At 48.4% G+C, this 19,181-nt stretch carries 19 protein-coding genes; 4 read left to right on the forward strand and 15 right to left on the reverse strand.

What is annotated here, in order from left to right; all coding sequences use genetic code 11:
• Positions 1 to 217: 217 nt before the first annotated feature.
• The 6 genes from BAZ21_RS00235 to BAZ21_RS00260 all read right to left on the reverse strand — a co-directional run bounded on the left by BAZ21_RS00235 (position 218) and on the right by BAZ21_RS00260 (position 5,992).
• Entirely contained in the window at positions 218 to 1,075 is an 858-nt protein-coding gene (locus tag BAZ21_RS00235) for a metal ABC transporter permease (RefSeq protein ID WP_068496099.1), read from the reverse strand.
• On the reverse strand, positions 1,021 to 1,728 hold the full coding sequence (locus tag BAZ21_RS00240) for a metal ABC transporter ATP-binding protein (RefSeq protein ID WP_176718078.1): 708 nt from the start codon (positions 1,726 to 1,728) through the stop codon (positions 1,021 to 1,023). Before BAZ21_RS00240 ends, BAZ21_RS00235 begins: the two co-directional genes overlap by 55 nt.
• Before the next feature lie 216 nt (positions 1,729 to 1,944).
• Positions 1,945 to 2,967: an ABC transporter substrate-binding protein gene (locus tag BAZ21_RS00245; protein WP_068496101.1), complete on the reverse strand. Its 1,023-nt coding sequence runs from the start codon at positions 2,965 to 2,967 to the stop codon at positions 1,945 to 1,947.
• A 42-nt stretch (positions 2,968 to 3,009) separates the two neighbouring features.
• Positions 3,010 to 3,798: an ABC transporter ATP-binding protein gene (locus tag BAZ21_RS00250; protein ID WP_068496102.1), complete on the reverse strand. Its 789-nt coding sequence runs from the start codon at positions 3,796 to 3,798 to the stop codon at positions 3,010 to 3,012.
• A complete protein-coding gene (locus tag BAZ21_RS00255) occupies positions 3,795 to 4,907 on the reverse strand; it encodes a FecCD family ABC transporter permease (protein WP_068496103.1) in 1,113 nt (370 codons plus the stop codon). The genes BAZ21_RS00250 and BAZ21_RS00255 overlap by 4 nt, the downstream gene beginning before the upstream one ends.
• Entirely contained in the window at positions 4,904 to 5,992 is a 1,089-nt protein-coding gene (locus BAZ21_RS00260) for a CobW family GTP-binding protein (RefSeq protein WP_068496104.1), read from the reverse strand. Before BAZ21_RS00260 ends, BAZ21_RS00255 begins: the two co-directional genes overlap by 4 nt.
• Positions 5,993 to 6,166: 174 nt before the next feature.
• Here BAZ21_RS00260 and BAZ21_RS00265 point away from each other — a divergent pair, with 174 nt between their 5' ends.
• Positions 6,167 to 7,162, forward strand: coding sequence for a CobW family GTP-binding protein (locus BAZ21_RS00265; protein ID WP_068496105.1), 996 nt, complete (start codon positions 6,167 to 6,169; stop codon positions 7,160 to 7,162).
• Between the two features lie 96 nt (positions 7,163 to 7,258).
• Here BAZ21_RS00265 and dcd read toward each other — a convergent pair whose 3' ends face one another.
• The gene (gene dcd, locus BAZ21_RS00270; protein ID WP_068496106.1) at positions 7,259 to 7,792 is read right to left on the reverse strand and encodes a dCTP deaminase; all 534 of its coding nucleotides are present in this window, start codon (positions 7,790 to 7,792) and stop codon (positions 7,259 to 7,261) included.
• Between the two features lie 188 nt (positions 7,793 to 7,980).
• Here dcd and BAZ21_RS00275 point away from each other — a divergent pair, with 188 nt between their 5' ends.
• The 3 genes from BAZ21_RS00275 to BAZ21_RS00285 are packed head-to-tail and all read left to right on the forward strand — an operon-like array spanning position 7,981 to position 11,123.
• A complete protein-coding gene (locus BAZ21_RS00275) occupies positions 7,981 to 8,982 on the forward strand; it encodes a permease (RefSeq protein WP_068496107.1) in 1,002 nt (333 codons plus the stop codon).
• Between the two features lie 35 nt (positions 8,983 to 9,017).
• Complete coding sequence (locus BAZ21_RS00280) at positions 9,018 to 9,995, forward strand: TIGR03943 family putative permease subunit (RefSeq protein WP_068496108.1); 978 nt, start codon at positions 9,018 to 9,020, stop codon at positions 9,993 to 9,995.
• A gap of 18 nt (positions 9,996 to 10,013) precedes the next feature.
• The gene (locus tag BAZ21_RS00285) at positions 10,014 to 11,123 is read left to right on the forward strand and encodes a CobW family GTP-binding protein (protein WP_068496109.1); all 1,110 of its coding nucleotides are present in this window, start codon (positions 10,014 to 10,016) and stop codon (positions 11,121 to 11,123) included.
• A 177-nt stretch (positions 11,124 to 11,300) separates the two neighbouring features.
• On the opposite strand, the gene BAZ21_RS00290 is transcribed toward BAZ21_RS00285, so the two are convergent.
• The 8 genes from BAZ21_RS00290 to BAZ21_RS00325 form a co-directional block, all read right to left on the reverse strand.
• Complete coding sequence (locus BAZ21_RS00290; protein ID WP_010346127.1) at positions 11,301 to 11,549, reverse strand: type B 50S ribosomal protein L31; 249 nt, start codon at positions 11,547 to 11,549, stop codon at positions 11,301 to 11,303.
• A 17-nt stretch (positions 11,550 to 11,566) separates the two neighbouring features.
• Positions 11,567 to 11,839, reverse strand: coding sequence for a hypothetical protein (locus BAZ21_RS00295; RefSeq protein WP_068496110.1), 273 nt, complete (start codon positions 11,837 to 11,839; stop codon positions 11,567 to 11,569).
• Between the two features lie 71 nt (positions 11,840 to 11,910).
• A complete protein-coding gene (gene rpmG / locus BAZ21_RS00300; protein ID WP_007430271.1) occupies positions 11,911 to 12,060 on the reverse strand; it encodes a 50S ribosomal protein L33 in 150 nt (49 codons plus the stop codon).
• A 68-nt stretch (positions 12,061 to 12,128) separates the two neighbouring features.
• The gene (locus tag BAZ21_RS00305; protein ID WP_068496111.1) at positions 12,129 to 12,698 is read right to left on the reverse strand and encodes a hypothetical protein; all 570 of its coding nucleotides are present in this window, start codon (positions 12,696 to 12,698) and stop codon (positions 12,129 to 12,131) included.
• An 80-nt stretch (positions 12,699 to 12,778) separates the two neighbouring features.
• Entirely contained in the window at positions 12,779 to 14,161 is a 1,383-nt protein-coding gene (locus BAZ21_RS00310; RefSeq protein ID WP_068496112.1) for an MFS transporter, read from the reverse strand.
• Positions 14,162 to 14,226: 65 nt separating this feature from the next.
• Positions 14,227 to 14,694: a MarR family winged helix-turn-helix transcriptional regulator gene (locus BAZ21_RS00315; RefSeq protein WP_068496113.1), complete on the reverse strand. Its 468-nt coding sequence runs from the start codon at positions 14,692 to 14,694 to the stop codon at positions 14,227 to 14,229.
• 215 nt (positions 14,695 to 14,909) lie between these two features.
• The gene (locus tag BAZ21_RS00320) at positions 14,910 to 17,915 is read right to left on the reverse strand and encodes a GAP1-N2 domain-containing protein (protein WP_068496114.1); all 3,006 of its coding nucleotides are present in this window, start codon (positions 17,913 to 17,915) and stop codon (positions 14,910 to 14,912) included.
• On the reverse strand, positions 17,912 to 19,177 hold the full coding sequence (locus BAZ21_RS00325) for a TRAFAC clade GTPase domain-containing protein (RefSeq protein ID WP_068496115.1): 1,266 nt from the start codon (positions 19,175 to 19,177) through the stop codon (positions 17,912 to 17,914). Before BAZ21_RS00325 ends, BAZ21_RS00320 begins: the two co-directional genes overlap by 4 nt.
• Positions 19,178 to 19,181 lie beyond the last annotated feature (4 nt).

The following is a 19,181-nucleotide window of genomic DNA, read 5'->3' on the forward strand; positions in this document are numbered from 1 at the left end:
CGTGCCACTACGCAGTCGGATGGTGCTTCCCATCGCCACCGCCCCCGGATTTCTTGAATTAAGCCTATGAACAGGGGAGAAATCCAGGGAAGTGATGCTTCCGAAGCGAGCTTTCCTACGGAAAGCTTTGAAAGCGACCGCTTCGCTTGTACAGCACCATTCCGCCTACTCCGTTTTAATGTACATTTTTCGAGTTCAACCTATATAGTTACTATTTTTAATTGCTCTCACTGCGTGCCGCATTTTTCCGCCCGGAAGCCTGCTGCTTGCTCAGCTTGCGGACCAGCTTATGAATACCAATTCCCATGATCAGGAATAATAACAATACCATGGCAATGGTTCCTCCTGGGGGCGTGCTCAGCTCATACGAGGCAGTTAACCCCATAAATACGCCGATCAAGGCAGTTATCATAGATATCCAGATGGCCGCCGCGAAGCTCGGTGCAATTCGTATGGCCAGCGCAGCGGGAAGTACGATTAGTGAAGAGACAAGCAGCACACCAACAATCGGCATGGCAGCAGCTACAATCATCCCCGTCAAAATACTAAACGCAAATGAAATGGACTTGACGGGAAGTCCGTTTGTTTTCGCCGTTTCTTCATCAAAGGTGATTTGGTACAAGGGACGCCGGAAGACGAAAAAGAAAATGCCTCCGATCACAGCCACTACGATCATCAACATCAATTCTGTCTGATTGACCGCTACCACCGAACCGAACAAATAAGCGGAAAACCCTTTATTAATGCTCTGATTCAGATTCATTAAAATAACAGCCGTCGATAAACCGCCGACCATAATAATAGCCACAGAAATCTCACTATACGTTTTATACGACCTGCGGACATATTCAACGATAATCGCGCCGATCACAGCTACAATAAAACCGGTAATCGTCGGGTTTATGCCCAAATAGGCACCCGCTGCCACCCCTGCCAGCGATACATGCGACAGCATGTCCGCCATCAGAGCCTGACGCCGCAGCATCAGGTACACTCCAAGCACCGAGGCCAGCAGTGCAATTACCCCACCGGCACAAAATGCCCGCTGCATGAAGTCGTAGTGCAGCATTTCCATCCGCCATCTTCCTTCCTCTCAAGCTCAATAATACGATCCAAATAATGTTGCACTTCCGATAGTCCATGCGTGACCATGACCACCGTTCTTCCATATTCCTTGACCTGCTGATTCATCAAGTCATAGAAGTGATGACGGCTTTCCTGATCCATACCTGTTGTAGGCTCATCCAAAATAAGCAAATCCGATTCCTGGGCGAGCGCGCGTGCTACACAAATGCGCTGCTTCTGTCCACCGGACAATTCGCCAATCTTACGATGGCGCAAATCCCACATCCCTACCTGACGAAGCGCCTGCTCCGTCAAGGCATGATCCTCAGGCCGCATACGGCGCAGCCAGGAGCCATGCGTGTATCTTCCTGAACGGACAAATTCCAGAATCGTACTTGGAAATCCACCATTGAAGGCAGCGATTTGTTGCGATACAAATCCAACAACGAGCTTCTTGCCTTCACCTGTGCGGTCAGACATAAACACCTTGCCCTGCCAAGGCTGCAGCAAACCCAGCAACAGCTTAAGCATGGTTGATTTGGAAGCACCATTCGGTCCGGTAATTGCCACAAATTCTCCGGAAAAAATTTCAACATTGGCATCCACCAAGTTAGGAACATCTCCGTAGCCAAAAGTGACTTGTTCCAATGAGGCCAATAACATGACGCAAATCTCCCTTTCCTTTAAAAAGCCTGGAGCCACCCGAGCAATCATCATTGCGCAGATTCTCCAGGTCGTTTATGATCATTAAACCATCTACCGTAATTATTACGATTTGGTATTAAAAAAAGAAGCGCTCGATAAACGTAACCTTTACGCATTAGCAAGTTTAACAGTTTAGGCAAGGTTCGTCAATGCTTTGACAACTCTTTTGTTTGTTTACTTCACTTTGTCCGGGTACAGACCTGCGGCCAAGGTTTTCAATGCAATCGGTGCGCGTATGCCTTCCGCCGCTGCAGACAGGGGCAGTACTATAAAACGTTTGTTTTTGATCGCTTCCACACCTGCCAGTGCAGGCTTGCTCAGAAGCAGCTTCTCTTTATTCTCCAGCGAGGTGTCTCCGTAATCCAGAATGACAATGACGTCAGGGTTACGGCTCACAACCTCTTCCCAGCTTACCTCTGCAAAACTTTTGTTGATATCATCAAAAATATTTTTCGCCTTTACACTTGTAATCAATGAGGTCAGATAATTGTTGGCAGCCGTAAAAGGCTTATCTTCGCCGCTGTCATAGACAAACACCTTCGGCGCCTTCTCTACAATCCCAATTTGAGTCTGAATGGACTGCACTTGTTTACGAATGTCACCCACCAGCTTGTCTGCCCGGTCCTCAACCCGGAAAATGCGTCCAATATTTAGTATATCCAGATATACATCTTCTAACGTTGGACCCGGCTTATTGGATGATTCCTGTACATAGGTCGCCACTCCCTGCTCGGCAAGCTCCTCACGGGAACCGAGGTTTTTATCATTAAAAGCGCTCTTCCAGCCCGCATAAGCAAAGTCCGGCGCAGCAGCCATAAATACCTCTTTAGAGGGATACTGCTTGGCCAGTACCGGGATTTTTTCATATTGAACCTTATATTCCGGCAAAATCTGATCATCCAAATACGCAGTTCCTACCATGGAGGATTCCAGTCCAAGGGCCAGCATCACCTCTGTTGCGTGCTGGTTCAGTGTAACCGCACGTTTGGGGGCTTCGGGAAATATCATCTTGACGCCCATATTCTCAAGCTCTACCGGCTTCTCCCTCGTCGCCGATTGCAATGAGGCAGGCTGCTGTCCGTTTGTGGCTGAATCAGTTGTTTGAGCTGTGTTTCCCAATCCGCAAGCTGATAGCAGCAGCACCATCGCCAAAGCGAGCATCATCAAGAATATTGCGCGCTTGCTATATTTTTTCATATTGTACCGTCTCCTCTTTAAAATAGGTGCATTCTGTTTATGTCAAAAATCGTTTTCTCCCCTGAGAGAATCCGGTAAGAAGGTAATATTCGGCTTCCCGGTTTTCGGATGGATACAGACTTCCGTCTCCACTCCGAAGACACTGCGCAGCAGGTTCGGCTGAAGTATATCCTCTGTGATACCGGAGGCAACCACCTTGCCCTCTTGTAATACATACATTCGGTCACAATACAAAGCCGCCAAATTCAAATCATGCAGCGCGGCGAGCGTAGTTACCTGAAGCGCTTTGACCAAATCAAGAATTTGCAGCTGATACCGGATATCCAGATGATTCGTCGGCTCATCCAGCATGAGAAATTTCGCCTGTCCGGCCAGCGCTCTGGCAATCAGCACCCGTTGTTTTTCACCACCGGACAGGGTAGCAAAGCTCTGCTCGGCCTGAGTGTCCATGCCTACCCGCTTCAATGCCTGCTCCACCAGTTCATAATCGGCAGTGGTATCCGCCTCCAGCAGCCTTTTATGCGGATGGCGGCCCATCAAGACGATGTCCCGTACTGAAAAATCAAACGTCTGAGGTGCATCCTGACTCACTACCGCCATTTGCCGGGCCGTTTCCTTGTACTTCATGCGCAGCATATCTCGTCCATCGAGTGTGATCCATCCGTTGTCAGGCTTTAACACACGGTACATATTTTTGAGCAGCGTCGATTTGCCGCTGCCGTTCGGACCGATCAGACCGACCAGCTCTCCCTTTTTGACCTGAAGACAGATGTCATCGATCAGCTGCTTATCGTCAATACTGAAGGTCACGTGCTTAACTTCTACATTCATTTTTCGCCTCCAAATGAATAGGAACTACGCCGCAGCAGCCACACAAAAAAGGGTCCTCCGCAAACGGCTGTCACAATGCCGATCGGCAGTTCTTGCGGAGCCAGCACGAGCCGGGCACATACGTCTGCCCACACCACAAAGATAGCTCCCGCCAACAGGCTGACGGGCAGAACACGTCGATGATCCGATCCCACCATCAGCCTCACGATATGCGGAATCATCAGCCCGACGAAGCCAATGGAGCCACTAACCGCCACAACCGCTCCGGTTAGAAGCGAGGCGACAATGACGAGAAGCACGCGAAACGTCTGTACGTTCACACCGAGTGTCACTGCTGCCTCTTCGCCTGTCAGCAAAGCATTCAGTGAGCGGTATTGAGTCAGCAGAACTATCGTTCCGGCAGCTATAATGAGGGTCGGAATAAGAAGCGTATCCCACTGCGCACCTGCCAGACTGCCCATCATCCAATACATCGCATCACGGATACCCTTTTCATTTGGAGCCATCGTAACGATAAAGCTGGTCACAGCCGACAGCATCATGGACACCGCTACGCCTGCCAGCAGTAATCGTGTCGTCGATATCCGTCCAGCCACACGGGCTAATCCGAACACCATAAGCATAGCTGCAAGCGAACCTAAAAAAGCAGACAAAGGCAGCGCAAACCGTCCAAGGATACCAAAGGCTCCAAACACAATAACCAGCGTCGCTGTAACCGAAGCCCCGGATGAGACTCCTAAAATATAGGGGTCTGCCAACGAATTGCGAATTAATGCCTGAATAGCCGCCCCTGTAACAGCTAACCCTCCCCCTACGATAACGCCCAGCAGCACGCGTGGAAAGCGGATTTCCCAGACGATATATTCCTCCGGCCTGGTCCATGTCACAGGTAACCACTGGTCCAGCCAGGGAAGATGCGACAGTGCAATTCGCCATACCGTTCCTGGCGCGACAGCCACAGGACCGAGCATGACTGCAACTGTGACCGACAGCACCAGCCCGGCAGCCAGTAACAGCAGAATGGTGGTAAATCCCAAAGCGGATTGTCCAGCTGCATGGGCGTGAGATTCGGTCTTTGATCGATAGGCCTTGCTCGTTCCCGAGGTCATGACCGGGTCAATGGCTTCTGGGCCGATTCCAGCGCTCTCAACCGTTCTTCGATCTCAGAAGCAGAGAAATTTTCACCCATAAGGACCGCAACATCGTTCACCGGCTTTTGCGGGCGAATCGGAATGATTTCCAGTTCCCGATAAGCAAACTGGAACATCATCTGACCCTCTGTTTCGAGAAAACGTACAATTCCTTTGGCACGGTAAATTTCAGCAGGCAAGCTGCGGAACAGTTGTTCAAACCTGGAACGCGACACAGGTTGCCCGAAGAAATGCGTGTGAACGACAACATGGTCGTAGGAATGAACATGTCCCCCGTGTCCGTGGTCATGATCGTGGTGGTCATGGTGATCATGAGGGTCATGGTCTGCATGGTGATGGTCTGCAGGATCAACATGAGCGTGCAGATGATTTTCCGAATGATGATCATTCCCGTTATCGGCTATGGACTCCTTTGAATGCGAGACATCCATGCGATCCTCTCCTTGAATGGAGAAAAAAGCACCCGCGTCCACGTCGCTTCGTTGCGTAGTCACAGTCAGCGCATAAGGATTTAATTCCTTGACGAGGGCTTGTACTTTCTGCAACTCATCCGCGGCCAGTAAATCGGTCTTGTTGATAATCAGCTTGGAAGCGCAGCGAAGCTGATCCTGCATCAAACGAAGCGACTTGCTTCTCTCGTTACCCGAGGAAAAATCCAAAAACTGACGCGCGTCCATCACCGTAATAACGGATTGTAAAACCATAGCGGAATACATAGAAGCATCTGTCACGGCATCTACAATTTCCATCGGATTGGCTACTCCGGTACATTCGACGATAATCACATCCGGCTTATATTCCTCGGCAAGATTCGGCAATTCAACACCCAGGTCCCCGCGAATGGTGCAGCATATACAACCACTAAGCATTTCCTTCATGGGAGCTTGGCCGTTCACCACATTGCCGTCCAGATTAACATCGCCCAACTCATTCATCAAAATAGCTGGCTTGAGGCCCTGCTCTTTATAATAAGCCAGTGCATGCTGAAGAAGAGTTGTTTTACCGCTGCCCAAAAACCCGGATAAAACAACAATCGGTATCATAAAATCCTCCTTGTCTTTACAACATTTAATATGGATCGTACCGTAAAAATTTCTTTCTTGCAATCATTTATCGAATTTTAATCGTAATAATTACTAATAATTTGACTTTCTAAATGTTGGGGTTCTATAATTTGTTTAGGCTTTACCCTAAATTCCAATTTGGAGGTTATTCCATTGACTATAGTAGAGGATCCTCGCATCCCTGTAACGATATTGACCGGCTTTTTAGGAGCCGGGAAAACAACGCTGTTAAACCACGTGCTGACTGCCGACCATGGTCAAAAAATTGCCGTCATTGTAAACGAATTTGGTGAGGTAGGCATAGACAATCAGCTTGTGATTGGTGCCGATGAAGAAATATTTGAAATGAACAACGGCTGCATCTGCTGCACTGTGCGTAGTGACTTGATCGATATATTGCGCGGATTACTGGGTGCCAAATTCGGTGAAACGGAGCGTAAAATCGATTTTGACCGGGTACTGATTGAAACAACAGGTCTTGCCGATCCTGCTCCAGTGGCGCAAACCTTTTTTGTAGATGAAATCGTATCGAACTTTTTCAAGCTGGATTCCATTGTAACTGTCGTGGATGCCAAACATGCGGAGCAGCACTTGGATGAGGGACATGAAGCTCAGGAACAAGTCGCCTTTGCAGACGTACTGTTGCTCAACAAGGTCGATCTGGTAGAACCGGAAGATTTGGTCCGCTTGGAAAATCGACTTACCCATATGAATCCCCAAGCCAAAATCCATCGTACTGAACAATCGTCCATTTCAATGGACTATGTGCTGGGACTAAACGCTTTTGACTTGGACAAAAAGCTGGAAATTGAGCCGGGTTTTCTGGAAGAAGAGCATCACCATCACGACGATGATGTATTTTGTATCGCGCTCACAGAAGATCGTCCGCTGGATTTGGACAAAGTCAACGAATTTATTAATGAATGGCTTGTAGAGCATGGGCCTGACACCTTCCGTTATAAAGGCATTCTGAATTTGCACAATGTCAGCAAACGCGTCATCTTTCAGGGTGTTCATATGCTGTTTGGCACACAGATAGACCGCGCCTGGAAAGAGAATGAGCCACGCCGCAGTGAAATCGTCATTATCGGTCGAAATTTGGACGAGCAGTGGTTCCGCAGTAACTTTGCTTGCTGCGTATCCGTATAGCTCATCTCACATATAGCACCAAAGAACCTCCAATTCCACCAATAGCTGTGAGATTTGGAGGCTCTTTGCATGTTGCTCCTTCACCTTTTCTAAGCACTATATCCATTGATCCTGAAAAATCCTGCTCCCCATAGCTTTATCCTGCCCTTGGTACTTGCCCTGATAAGGCACTCGGGCCGCCCGATCCATCCGTGCAAATACCAGCTGACATATACGTCTTCCGGCATTCAACCGAATGGGACGTGATGACGCGTTGAATAGCTCCAGCGTAATTTTCCCTTGAAAGCCTGGATCGACCCAGCCTGCATTCTGAATAAATAATCCCATACGTCCTACAGAGCTCCGCCCTTCTACAAAAGCAGTTAGATAAGAAGGAAGCTGTACTGTTTCCATCGTCGTCGCAAGCAAAAAAGAATGCGGTTCAATGATAGCCTCCTTACTTTCCCAGGAGTCATAGACTGCTTCTACCTCCATAGATACAGGCTCATTGCCAACTCCGGCAATTTTCAGAAAATGATTACCCAAACGAAGATCAACCGAGGCGGGCTGAACCTGTAGGTCATGCAGTGGTGAAATTCCCAGTTTTTTTTGTTTGAGCATCAATTGAATTGTACGATCTGAAAGAATCAATGTTGTTCCCCGTCCTTTATGTACATCTTTTTTAAATCGTAATAATTACTATTAATCAACATAAATATATATGACCACGCTCGAACTTGTCAATAAAGGAGGTGATCCACACGCTCTTCTGCAGGCATGTTTGTCCTGTAGCAGGCATAGGATGTAGACAACAACCCTTATTTCCGAGGAGACGTGGAATGAAAAACAGTACGCTGTTGAAGATGCTGCCTTTTATGATTCCTTTCGCCTTTCTTATCCCCGTGCTTGTTACGCTATCTCCCCGGTGGCTTCATTCGTTGGATATGAGTCAGATGCAGTCGTTAAAAACGGTATTTATGGGCATTTTTCTGGAAGCCATGCCGTTTCTCCTTATTGGCGTCCTGGTCTCCTCCCTTTTACAATGGCTTGTGCCGGAAGCATGGATACGTAAAATGGCGCCTGCGCATCCTGTTCCGGGTGTTCTGCTGGCATCGTTACTGGGGCTGCTGTTTCCGATCTGTGAATGCGGCATGATTCCTGTCGTGCGCCAATTGATGCTCAAGGGAATGCCTGCCTATATGGGCATCACCTTTATTTTAAGCGGGCCGATCATCAATCCCGTAGTGCTGGCTGCAACGATGATGGCTTTCCCTTCCCATCCAGAGGTCACGGCCGTTCGCATGGGGCTGGCCTTTGTCGTTTCCGCAATGATTGGGCTGATCGTATATACCTTTGTGCGTGTGCATCCGCTAAAGCGGTCATTGCTGTCTTTTAACCAGCAGAAGCAGAGCGACCGGACTCATCGGCATCATCGCACCATGCGAGGCTTTTTTGTACATGCTGGCGATGAATTTTTGGACATGAGCAAATATCTCATTGTTGGTGCATTATTGACGGCCTGTATTCAGACATTCATCCCGCGTGATGAAATGCTTTCGTTAAGCGGTGGAACGATCGGCTCATATGTCTTTATGATGGGCTTTGCCTATGTACTGTCGCTGTGCTCCACCTCCGATGCCTTTGTCGCTACCGCTTTTTCGCATACCTTTACATTAGGTCCGCTGGCAGCCTTTCTTGTGCTCGGTCCGATGCTGGATTTCAAAGGTACGCTTATGCTGCTAAGCACCTTCCGTACCAAATTTGTCGTCGCCCTGTGCCTGCTCATTATTTCGCTTGTCTTGGTGGGTTCTATAGCTGCTGAATGGTTATTAGGAAAGTGAAAATCAGGAAGGTGAGAATTAGGGAGGTGAATGGCGTGAATTCAGCCTTTAGCATCCGCTGGCAATATGGTATACGCTCCTTGCTTATGATTGGTTTGGGCCTGCTTATCATCACATTAAGCCGCATGAATGCACTTCATTACTACTTGGCGCCACACATGCAAAAGCTGCTTCTGCTCTGCCCGGTGCCCTTGCTGTTCATCGCTTTGGCGATGGCATGGCATGGCATTGTCGGGGAGCGAGATGGCGGGGATGTATGTGATTGCGAGCATCCTTTACCTCAAAGCTGGTTCAAAAAAACACTCGTATATGGAATGCTGCTCATTCCACTGCTGTTCGGCGCTTTGCTGCCCAATCAGGCACTCGGCAGTGATATGGCAGCCAAAAAAGGCATGTCCTTCACCTATCCTAACCCGGATATTCGCCGCAAAACAGATATACAGTCCGCCCAAGCCCCTGTATCCCCTATTTTATCATCGGTGTCTTTTGGGGCAGCTTCGTCTCCACCCAAGGACAAATGGAGTCAGGAAACGCTGGATAAGCTGTTTGTTCCGCCTGACAAGTACAATACGGAATTCGCCGAGCTGGCAAAACGCCTGTATCAGCAGCCCATCATACAGATCAAGCCGGAAATTTTCTCTGAAACCATCGGAGCCATCGAATTATACAAGCACGCTTTTGAAGGCAAAAAAGTACAGGTGACCGGCTTTGTCTATAAAGACAGCAGCCTGCTGGATAAAGGTTTATTTGCGGTGGGCAGGTTCCTCGTCATGTGTTGCACTGCTGATGCCATGCCCTTCGGGATCATCGTTCAATCCCACAAGACCCTGTCCTTTGAGAAGGATACCTGGGTGACCATTGAAGGAACATTGCATGCCACACAAAAAGGCAATACACCCGTACTCGAAATTCGGTCCGAGAAAATAACGACTGTCGCGCAGCCGAAATCTCCTTATGTCTATACCCAAGCAGACTCGGTAGCCACCTTTGATCGCTTGAATGCAGCACACTAATCCCGGCAAGGAGGATACATGATGAACAAGGTTCCAGTGATTTTAATCAGCGGTTTTCTCGGAAGCGGCAAAACGACCCTGCTTCTGCGCCTGCTGGCCCATACCCGTCAAATTCCGCTTCGCGCTGCTGTATTAATGAATGAAATGGGTGAATATGACGTAGACGGTGCGATTATTTCAGAAGAAATGCCTGACGTAACTGTGGAAGGATTGCTGGAGGGCTGTATTTGCTGCAGTAAAAAAAGCGAGCTGGCAGGTGCGCTGCACACCCTCCTCAGTCAGGAGCCGGATTTGATTTTTATGGAAACGACAGGAGTAGCCAACCCTGAGCAAGTGCTGGAAGAGCTGCGCTCCCCGCTGCTGGCAAACCGGCTCTATCTCGTTCATAGCATCAGTGTTGTGGACGCAGAGCTTTTTCATGAATACAACAGCCGCTTCACCGCTGACAAGGAGCTGGTTCGAACTCTGCACGGGCAGCTTCGCACCGCAGACTTCATTGTGGTGAACAAGACAGATGCCGCAAGTAGCCGTGAAGTGACGAAGGTCGTCAAGAGCATTCGCAAGCATAACGATACGGCCAAGCTGCAAACGACTGCATATAGCCAGGTTGATCTTGAGCCACTGCTGGAGCCTGTTCTGGCCCGTTTATCCGTTGCTGCCAAGCCTGAGCAGGTGCCTCAACCCGCACCAGTACAGGCTCAGCCAGCCGATGCAGTCGCAACGTCCATCCCCACTACGATCAAAGAGAACGGACGACCTGCCAGTATGCCCAGAAGTACGGCATTTAAAGTTATTTCTGCGCACAACCATAGCTACAGCTACGATCCCAACCAGCCCCATTCGTTTTCCCGTCTGGAGAGCGTGACACTGCATCAGCATTCTCCACAGCAGCTGGAAAAACAGCGCTTGGAAAATTTCCTGACTGGACTCGGCTCCTCACTGCTTCGGGCGAAAGGCTATTGCGTGCTTCCACAGGAAGGTACAATGCTTTTGCAATTTTCGGGAAATCACTTCGAATGGCAGCCTACGGCCCTTCCGGTAAGTCAGGGATATGTCACGCTTATTGGGGAACAACTGGACAAGGCATTTATTGCCGACCAATGGGAGCAGTGCTTCGTTTCGCTTTAACCGAAAAAAGGCTGTTCCTTTGACCTCTACAAGTCATGGAAGAGCCTTTTTCAACGACTATCCTGTACATGGTATATACCTTCATTTTAATGAGTTATTTGCAGAGGGTTTTATCTGTAGATAATAAAAAAGCGTTGTTCGCGAATTATTGACATAATCCACGAACATAACGCTCGACTAGTTCTTAAGGTTGTATTTTTTGTTAAAGCGATCCACACGACCACCGATATCCACGTTTCTTTGTTTACCTGTGAAGAACGGGTGAGAAGCGGAGCTAGTATCTACACGGATAACCGGATATGTGTTGCCGTCTTCCCATTCCATTGTTTCTTGCGAATGTTTAGTGGAGGCACTCAGGAAAGTGAATCCACAGCTAGGGTCCAAAAAGATAACTTTGTTCAATGTTGGATGAATATCTTTTTTCATTTGTTTCACCTAATCTTTCATGTCATTTTAGTTTCAAACTCAAACGTACTGGCGTAATACTCCATCAGTTGACAAAAGGAACAGCTATTCCCCAGAAAAAAAGACGACAGATCGCAACGGTTGCGCTCAGGCTCGTAAACGACAAGCAAACGATGCCACATATTTCGCATCGCCCATTGTACGAACGCCCCACATCTTTCGTCAGCCTTCATCGTTATATAAGCATATAGTGAATGGTCCTCCGGCTCGTCCCAAATGCTCACGCCAGCACAGGAGAACTCGGCAACCATGCTCTGTCCACTGGACTAATTCAAGTTTTCGCCGGTTCCATAATACAGGCCGCTATGTAGCCAGCCTCAAATTATCTAGTTTCACGATGGATCGTGTACTTTTTCAGACGCGGAGAGTATTTTTTCATTTCAAGACGCTCCGGGTGATTTCTTTTGTTCTTGGTTGTTGTATAGTTGCGATCACCGGATTCGGTGCATGCCAAGGTAACAATTACGCGCATTTCTTTTCCTCCTTAACTGGAATACATGGTATACAATTACAATAGTAATTTTTACGATTAGTTCTATTCTATAATTCAGGCTGCTCTTTGTCAACCTTAGCGTGTCGGCTTATCGCTTCTTCTATCGTATTCCAGCGATTGCGATACTGTGCGAGTTTCGGATGGAGCTCCAGTGGTTCGCTTGAAAGCACTAATCTGACGTTTCGGATCCATTCCTCAAACGATGCATAGGAAGCGCACAAATTTGCAATTTCAGGACTTATATACAAAAAAAGCGGAGGAGTGTATTTTTCCATCAAAAAACGGATGGCTGCTTCAATCGGCGTATATTTTTTACGCTTACCTTCCCAGCTTTCAATCACAACAGCGCTCAAAGCCTGCTCTCGCTGCCACTCCCCCAGCTCGTCCGCCCGCTTGTAATATGAACGTATCGGCTGCTTCCACATTCTTCTGGCTGTTTCTTCGTGTAGCGGATACAGCACCAGCTTTGTAAAAGATAATGCTGCCCCCGTTTCCGCAAAAAGCTCCAATTCTCTCGCTGTAATCTGCTCAAACGTATCATAGTAGACTATGGTCCCTTTATGCGTCTCGATTGGAGGCTCATAGCCATAGGGTACATATTGAAGGTTTCTTGTCATACCGGACACTCCGTCCTTCCATAGATGAACTTTTCCTTCTATATTATACCCTTGTTTTGGCATGAGTTTGCATCAAATGATCATCCTTGTTCGACAGCAGGTGTATTACGACGTGAACCCCGCTGGAACTGTAACGCGTAAAGTCCCATCGTCACCAGCGCAATCAGTGCAAGAACCGTAAATATATTGCTAAAATTAAATACCTGCACATTGGAAACGACAGGATTCAAATGGAAAGTAGCTGAGCTATCGAGCGTTTTGCCCAAAATGCTGGTGGTCATCGCCCCGGAAATAAAGTTCAGCAGAGACAACAGTCCCATACCAACCCCTACCTGCTCTCTCGCCAAGGTACGGGAAATCGTGTTGGACATGGCGATTTGCATGAAGGTCTGACCTACATTTCCGAAAATCAGCAAAAATAAGATCAGGTAAGGCGACGCCCCCACAAACGTGGATAAGCTGATAAAACAGATAAATATCAGCGTAACCGCTGTGTAGACAAGGAATGAGTTGCCTTTGCTATCCGCCAAGCGCCCGCCGCTTTTGCCCAACAGAGCCGATGCAATCGCGGCCGGAAACATAATCAGTCCAATCGTGGCCGGCGTAAGCTGATTGAGACTGTTCAAAAACTGCGGTGCCAGGTACGGTAGCCCAAAGCTAATCCCTGCCCCTAAAAAGGCGATAAGCAGACCATACGAATATTGCTTGTTGCGGAACAGCTTCGGCTGGATGAATGGATCATTCGCAGTGTTAATACGCCATATAAACAATGCAAATAACACAACGCCGAGCCCCAAAAATATCATGTTCGCTTGCGAAATCGAAAGCAATAAGAAGGCTACTGTTCCACCAAGCAATAACCCCCCAAGAAAATCGAACTTCTGATCCGCTCCACGCTGGTCGTCCAGGTATTTGCGAAAGAACGGCAAGGCGATAAGTGGCAGCATGGAAATAATGAACAAAAAGCGCCAGCTCGCAAAGCCTGTAATTAAACCGGAAATAATCGGAGCCAGCGCCGTACCTAATGCCAGGCCGATTGCCGTGACACCCAAGGCCTGTCCTCTTTTTTCAGCCGAGAAATAGCGGGCAGGTACGATCATAGCCGTTGCCGGAATGACGGCAGCCCCGGCAGCCTGAAGCAAGCGAGCTATAATGAGCATCCAAAATTGATGGGCCAACAGACCTATTAGCGAGCCTAGCGCAAAAAAGATAATCCCAAACGTAAGCAAATCCTTGAGACGATATTTATCCGCCAGCTTGCCGTAGGTCACCGAGCCAACCGCATATACGATCATATAGCCGGTCAGCAGCCAACTTACATCGGAAGCACTAATATGAAATTCCTTGCGAATTACAGGCATAACTACATTAAACATAAAGGCGTTCATCACTGAAAAAACAAGTGTGAAGGCCAGCACACGCATAAGCTTATCCGCATTCGGATAAGTTTGCTCTTGGATCATATGGTTTCTTCCTCTCCTGTAAAATGCCCTCTATGCTGAAAGCACTTAGCTCTTTATAGATCCACTCAAACGCCAGTATTCGCAGGACGATAGTCATGAAGTATTTTTTTTAACAAACCGCGCAGTGTCTCCGATTCACTGATAGATAGTGTTTCGCCTACCGAGCTTTTAATCTGCTCAATGGTGCGTTCCGCTGCCTTGTGAATCTTCAAGCCTTCCTCGGTCAAATATATTTGCTTCATTCGAGCATCCTCCGGGTGGCTTTGACGCACTGCCCAGCTTTTCGCAACAATCCCGTTGACCAGGCTGGTAACACTTGATTTATCAATAAGCAATAGCTTTTCCAAATCCGTATTAGTCACTCCAGGCGACATCGCCAGTACATAGAGCGTCTGCGATTGCGAGGAGGTCAGACCCAAAGGACGCAGTGCCGTTTCAATCTCGCGCCGAACAGTGGTAAAGATCCACTTAATTAAATACATGGTGCTTTCTTCCTCCCAAGGAAAGCAAACAGGATACACCTCACTTCCCATCTCATACCTAACCTCCGCATTGGTCAATTTTTAATAGTTTGAATTCCAACTAATTTTAAACAGTCATCTGCCTCTTGTCAATACTTTTCGTAAGTTACTTTATTATCTAAACACATAACAAAAAGACGAGCCTGTAAGGGAAGCTCATCTTTTTGCTTACAAATAAAATATGTCGTTGCTTAAACAAAAAAAACATGAAGAATGCTTGAAGCAGCTTAATCCCCTGACTTCACTTGAACCAACGGGTATTCTTTGCCATCGACCGTAACTGTGCCAGCATCGTCCAGCTCCAGCCGTTGCCAAATGGTCAGGAGCGTACGATAAGGATACTTTTCCAAATCATACTCCGTTGGCGCGTTAGCATCTGCGTTGGCTCCATCGCCTGAACCTGACCCCTGGTTAGCCGTTGTTGCTGTAGTACCGGACGTTGTACTTCCTGTGGCTTGATTGGCAGTTGTGCCGTTGCCCACTCCAGGAGTTGTCGAATCACTACCTACCGATTTTCCAGCCGGTGTCGTGCTTCCGGTAGCGGCACCGCCGGTTTTCGCGTCACCCGACTGTCCTTTGCCGGTTTTATCGATTGCTGCCTTGTCGTTTTGCTCAGCAAGCGTAAAATCTTCGTATGAATGCTCCTGTTGATCCGCGCCGACAAGGACGAGCTTTTCAGGCTTAAACTCCGCCTGCTCCGCCGATGTTTGAAACGCAAACAACAGCTTGACCATTTTCGTAGTCGACTTGGTGTTAGGTATATGGGTCACTATCGTCGTCGGTTCCTCTTTTACAGGCACTGTAGGCTCTGCTACAGGCTGCTGCACAGGCTTAGGAGCCGCAGCAGGCGCAGGTGAATCACCAGATCCGATCACCCCGGCAGCTTTCAGGCCGCCCAGCGTACCTGCAATGACAATCAGCACGATCCCCGAAATGATGCCGCCTTTGCGAAAGCGGCGCAGCGTTTTGACCAAAGACGTATCTGTCTCGCGCTTCGCTGTCAGATAGAAATTTTTGAAGACCGGATTTGCAGGTTCAAAATATTGACGCCACAGTGTTTTTTTATGCAGCCCCTCGCGCCCTTCCTTTTGGAAAAACAACAGCAGCGCCCGTCGATAGGCCGGTTCAAAACCACCCCGTGGTGTAGCAAATTCAGCCTGTGCCTCGGACCAGCGGATAAAGCGGTACATCGTATCGTTATCCTTCGCCCATTTGCGAATGGAGCTAACCAGACGGGCAAAATCCAATATTCCTTCTCCTGTGCCGTCAGAGTGGTAGAATGCGGGCAGCAGTCGGGCAAAATGGCCTTCCGTTAGCTGCTGGGGCAGCCATCCGTAAGCCCAGTCTTGCACCTTCTCTATTTCGCCCGGCTCCAGACCGTCCAGCACCGACGGTTCCGGATCCTCCGTGCTAAACCAATCATAAGCCGCGATCAAGCGCACCGCTTGTCCCTTGAGAGGAACGGGCAGCTTGCCAACCCACTGTACCAAGTCAGGCCGCGTGAAGAACGGAATTCGTACGAGCTGATCAGGTGATATTTCTTTTAGCTCTACTTCGGTAAGCAAATACCGATCCGACGCCTCCTGCAAACGCTCTGTCAATCCGGATTGCTCCAACGGGGAAAGCTTCCCCCCCGCTGAACTGCCATCCCATTGACACAAGCGTTGATGAATGGCGGCCACAGTCTCTACCGGCTTTCTTTCGGCACGTAGTCTGCCCATCAATGCAGATTCAGCCAAAAGCTGAAAATCGGCATTCGCTGATACCTCGATATATCGACTGCCCCATTCATGCACGACTGCCAGCAGGCCCTTTACATCCGTTGTTCTTTTCATCTGACTGTCCATGTAGGGAATGAACAGCATTTTGGTAAGCGCCGGATTCCCCAGCACCTTTGTAAAATACGCCTTGCCTAATGACGGATTCTCTTCAATTGTATGATAGATATACGTCACAGCTTCCGTATTTCTGGCGGTATAAGCGTTATTCAGCGAGCGGATTAAATATTCTACCAGTCGATTTTCGCTGGTGCGGGTATGAACCTTATAATAGTCCTTAAAGCAATCGACCAGCCCCACCTCTGGAATATATCCATCCTTCACCCGGTCAAATTCGTGATCAAAAAATGACAAAAACAGATCATTCAGCTGCATTTTACGTGACAGCGCATCAGGTGACGATAAATAATCAGTCAGGCTTCGCAGCACAGCAACTCGTCGTTCGTTGTATAATGCGCGCTCTCCCTGCTCAATTCTGTAAAGTGTAATAAGCTCATGATAGCTGGATAACGTCAGGTTACGCCCTGCCTCCATGCCTGTCAGCATTTGCTCGGCAAATTTGAAAAAATCATCCGGCGTCCCGCCACCAAGCAGTGTACGGACAATCCAGTCAAAATAAGGCTGTCTCACCTGCTCTGCATCCACATTAAGGATTCGACTATGGGTCGACAGGTCAAATACAAAATCCTTATCCACATTCCGATCACCGGGCCGTAAACTGAAAGGCTCCACGAACATCAAGTGAATACCTTTCCTGCTGTTCGGCTCCAGCGCATATGTAAGAAATCCGATCCTGTTACGATATGCATAAGGCAATGCCGCGTATAACACACCGAGCAGCAGCTTGGCTGAAGATGCCACCTCTTCTGCAGGAACATTCAGCGCAACATATACTTTTTTGCGGCCTGTGGCCGACATCATAACGGCGTATAGAAGCTGCTTGAACACTTCTTCGCTGAGCTTCAATTGAGTCAGCACCGCCGACGGGTCAACAGATGGAAATACGCTTCCACCCGGCAGTCGCTCCAATTCCGGCAGTTCCGTTCCCTGCTTAATATCATAGGCACCAACAAAGGAAGTGTTCAGCCACTGCTTGTAATCAGACGGAGATTCACCATGTCCGGCCGGAATCACATAGTTATGCGTGAAAAAAGCGCTTCGCAGCCCGGTAAAATCCGTTGCTTTATAGATACTCCGTCCCAGGACCACATCCCCGGACTCGGTCCGCACCAGATGTATGGCTTCAGGATAAATGCTTTCTTGCTTCTCGCCACGGGCCGTTAAGGCAGCAGGAGCATCATATACGCATAAAGGATGCAGCACCTTTTTTATAAAAGAAGCATCCAGCCCTTTGGAATTAGCCACCGTATCGAAGCCTTCCGTGGGACGGAAAATTCCACGCCGTTCCCGTGTGTACATCTGCTGCTGTATCAAATGAGAGGTCGAATGACTCACTGTGATTCTCTCCCCTCAATGTACTGCAACTTGTAGAGCAGCCAGATGAATGGCTCATCCACCCGGATCGGACTAACCAGCCCTTGCAGCTTTTGCTCGACCGGATTGCTACCCAGAGCGGAAACCGCGAAATAAGCCGTATCTGTAAAATACACATCCATCGTACCCTTGAACGGCTTATCCACCTTCTCGATAAAGCGCCGGACTTCACCATCAATGTTCGCGAACTCATCCAAATCCATATACTTGCGGTGCTCCATCGGATTAAAAATGTTGCTGTTCGTCTTGATGTATGTGCCTTCCTCATCTGCCAGTGCAGTCAGCATGTCACTTTTGGTCAGGACGACTGCGGTCGGAATGTCCGTTTTTCCCTTATCCTGATATGCGATAAAATCACCGAACATCGTCAGTACGACATCACGCGGTTCATCATATTGCGAAACCCATTCGCCCGGCTTGTCGCCAAGGTTGATCTTAATACGCTCTCGAATCGAGCGAATTTGCAGTGGATCGACCATAAACAGAATACCTGCCGAATTCTTAATATGCTGTCCATGCAACCCCAGATAGTCCTGATCGACCATCCCCTCGCCAGCAACATCAAAAAATACGAGCGTCAGCGGCGGTTTTTGCTCATCCTTAAATACAAACTGGAAGATAAAAGGCTCCTGCATCTTTTCTTTTTGTGTGGATGTAAGCAGGTCGCCTCGCTCAAATAGCGGTTCCTCATACATGCTGCGGAACTTGCGGCTGATCTCTGCATTGAGCGGCATGCAAGCCGCATCAAAATGATCAGCCGTTACATGCTGCAACGTGTGAATCAGGGAAGTCATATAAACCGATTTTCCTGCCTGCGAAGCCCCGATAATCGAAATGATATTGCTTGGCACCTTACCTGCAGTCACGGGCAGTTCGTTGTGGCAGTGCGGACACAATCGGTGACGCGTCAGCTCACCATAACGGTCCGTCAGACCTGTCAGTACATGATCCGAATATAATCTGTGCTCCTCTGGAACATCGTGGGGATGAAGAATCGCCTCCATATCATGCACGCTATCCAAACCAAAGCGTTCCCGATATTTGTTCAACAGCTCATCTTCACCCAAAGCGTAATCCTCGTCATCTTCGCGGTGGTGGGAAGCACGGAATACCACTTCCTCCGGGGAAAATTTACTAAAGCAATACGGGCACACAATATCATAAAATAATGGCCTTGGCGCTGCCTGCGGCTTTCTTCTGAATAAATTGCTAAGAAAACTCATGGGT

The organism is Paenibacillus kribbensis, assembly GCF_001705305.1.
GTDB classification, from domain to species: Bacteria; Bacillota; Bacilli; order Paenibacillales; family Paenibacillaceae; genus Paenibacillus; species Paenibacillus kribbensis_B.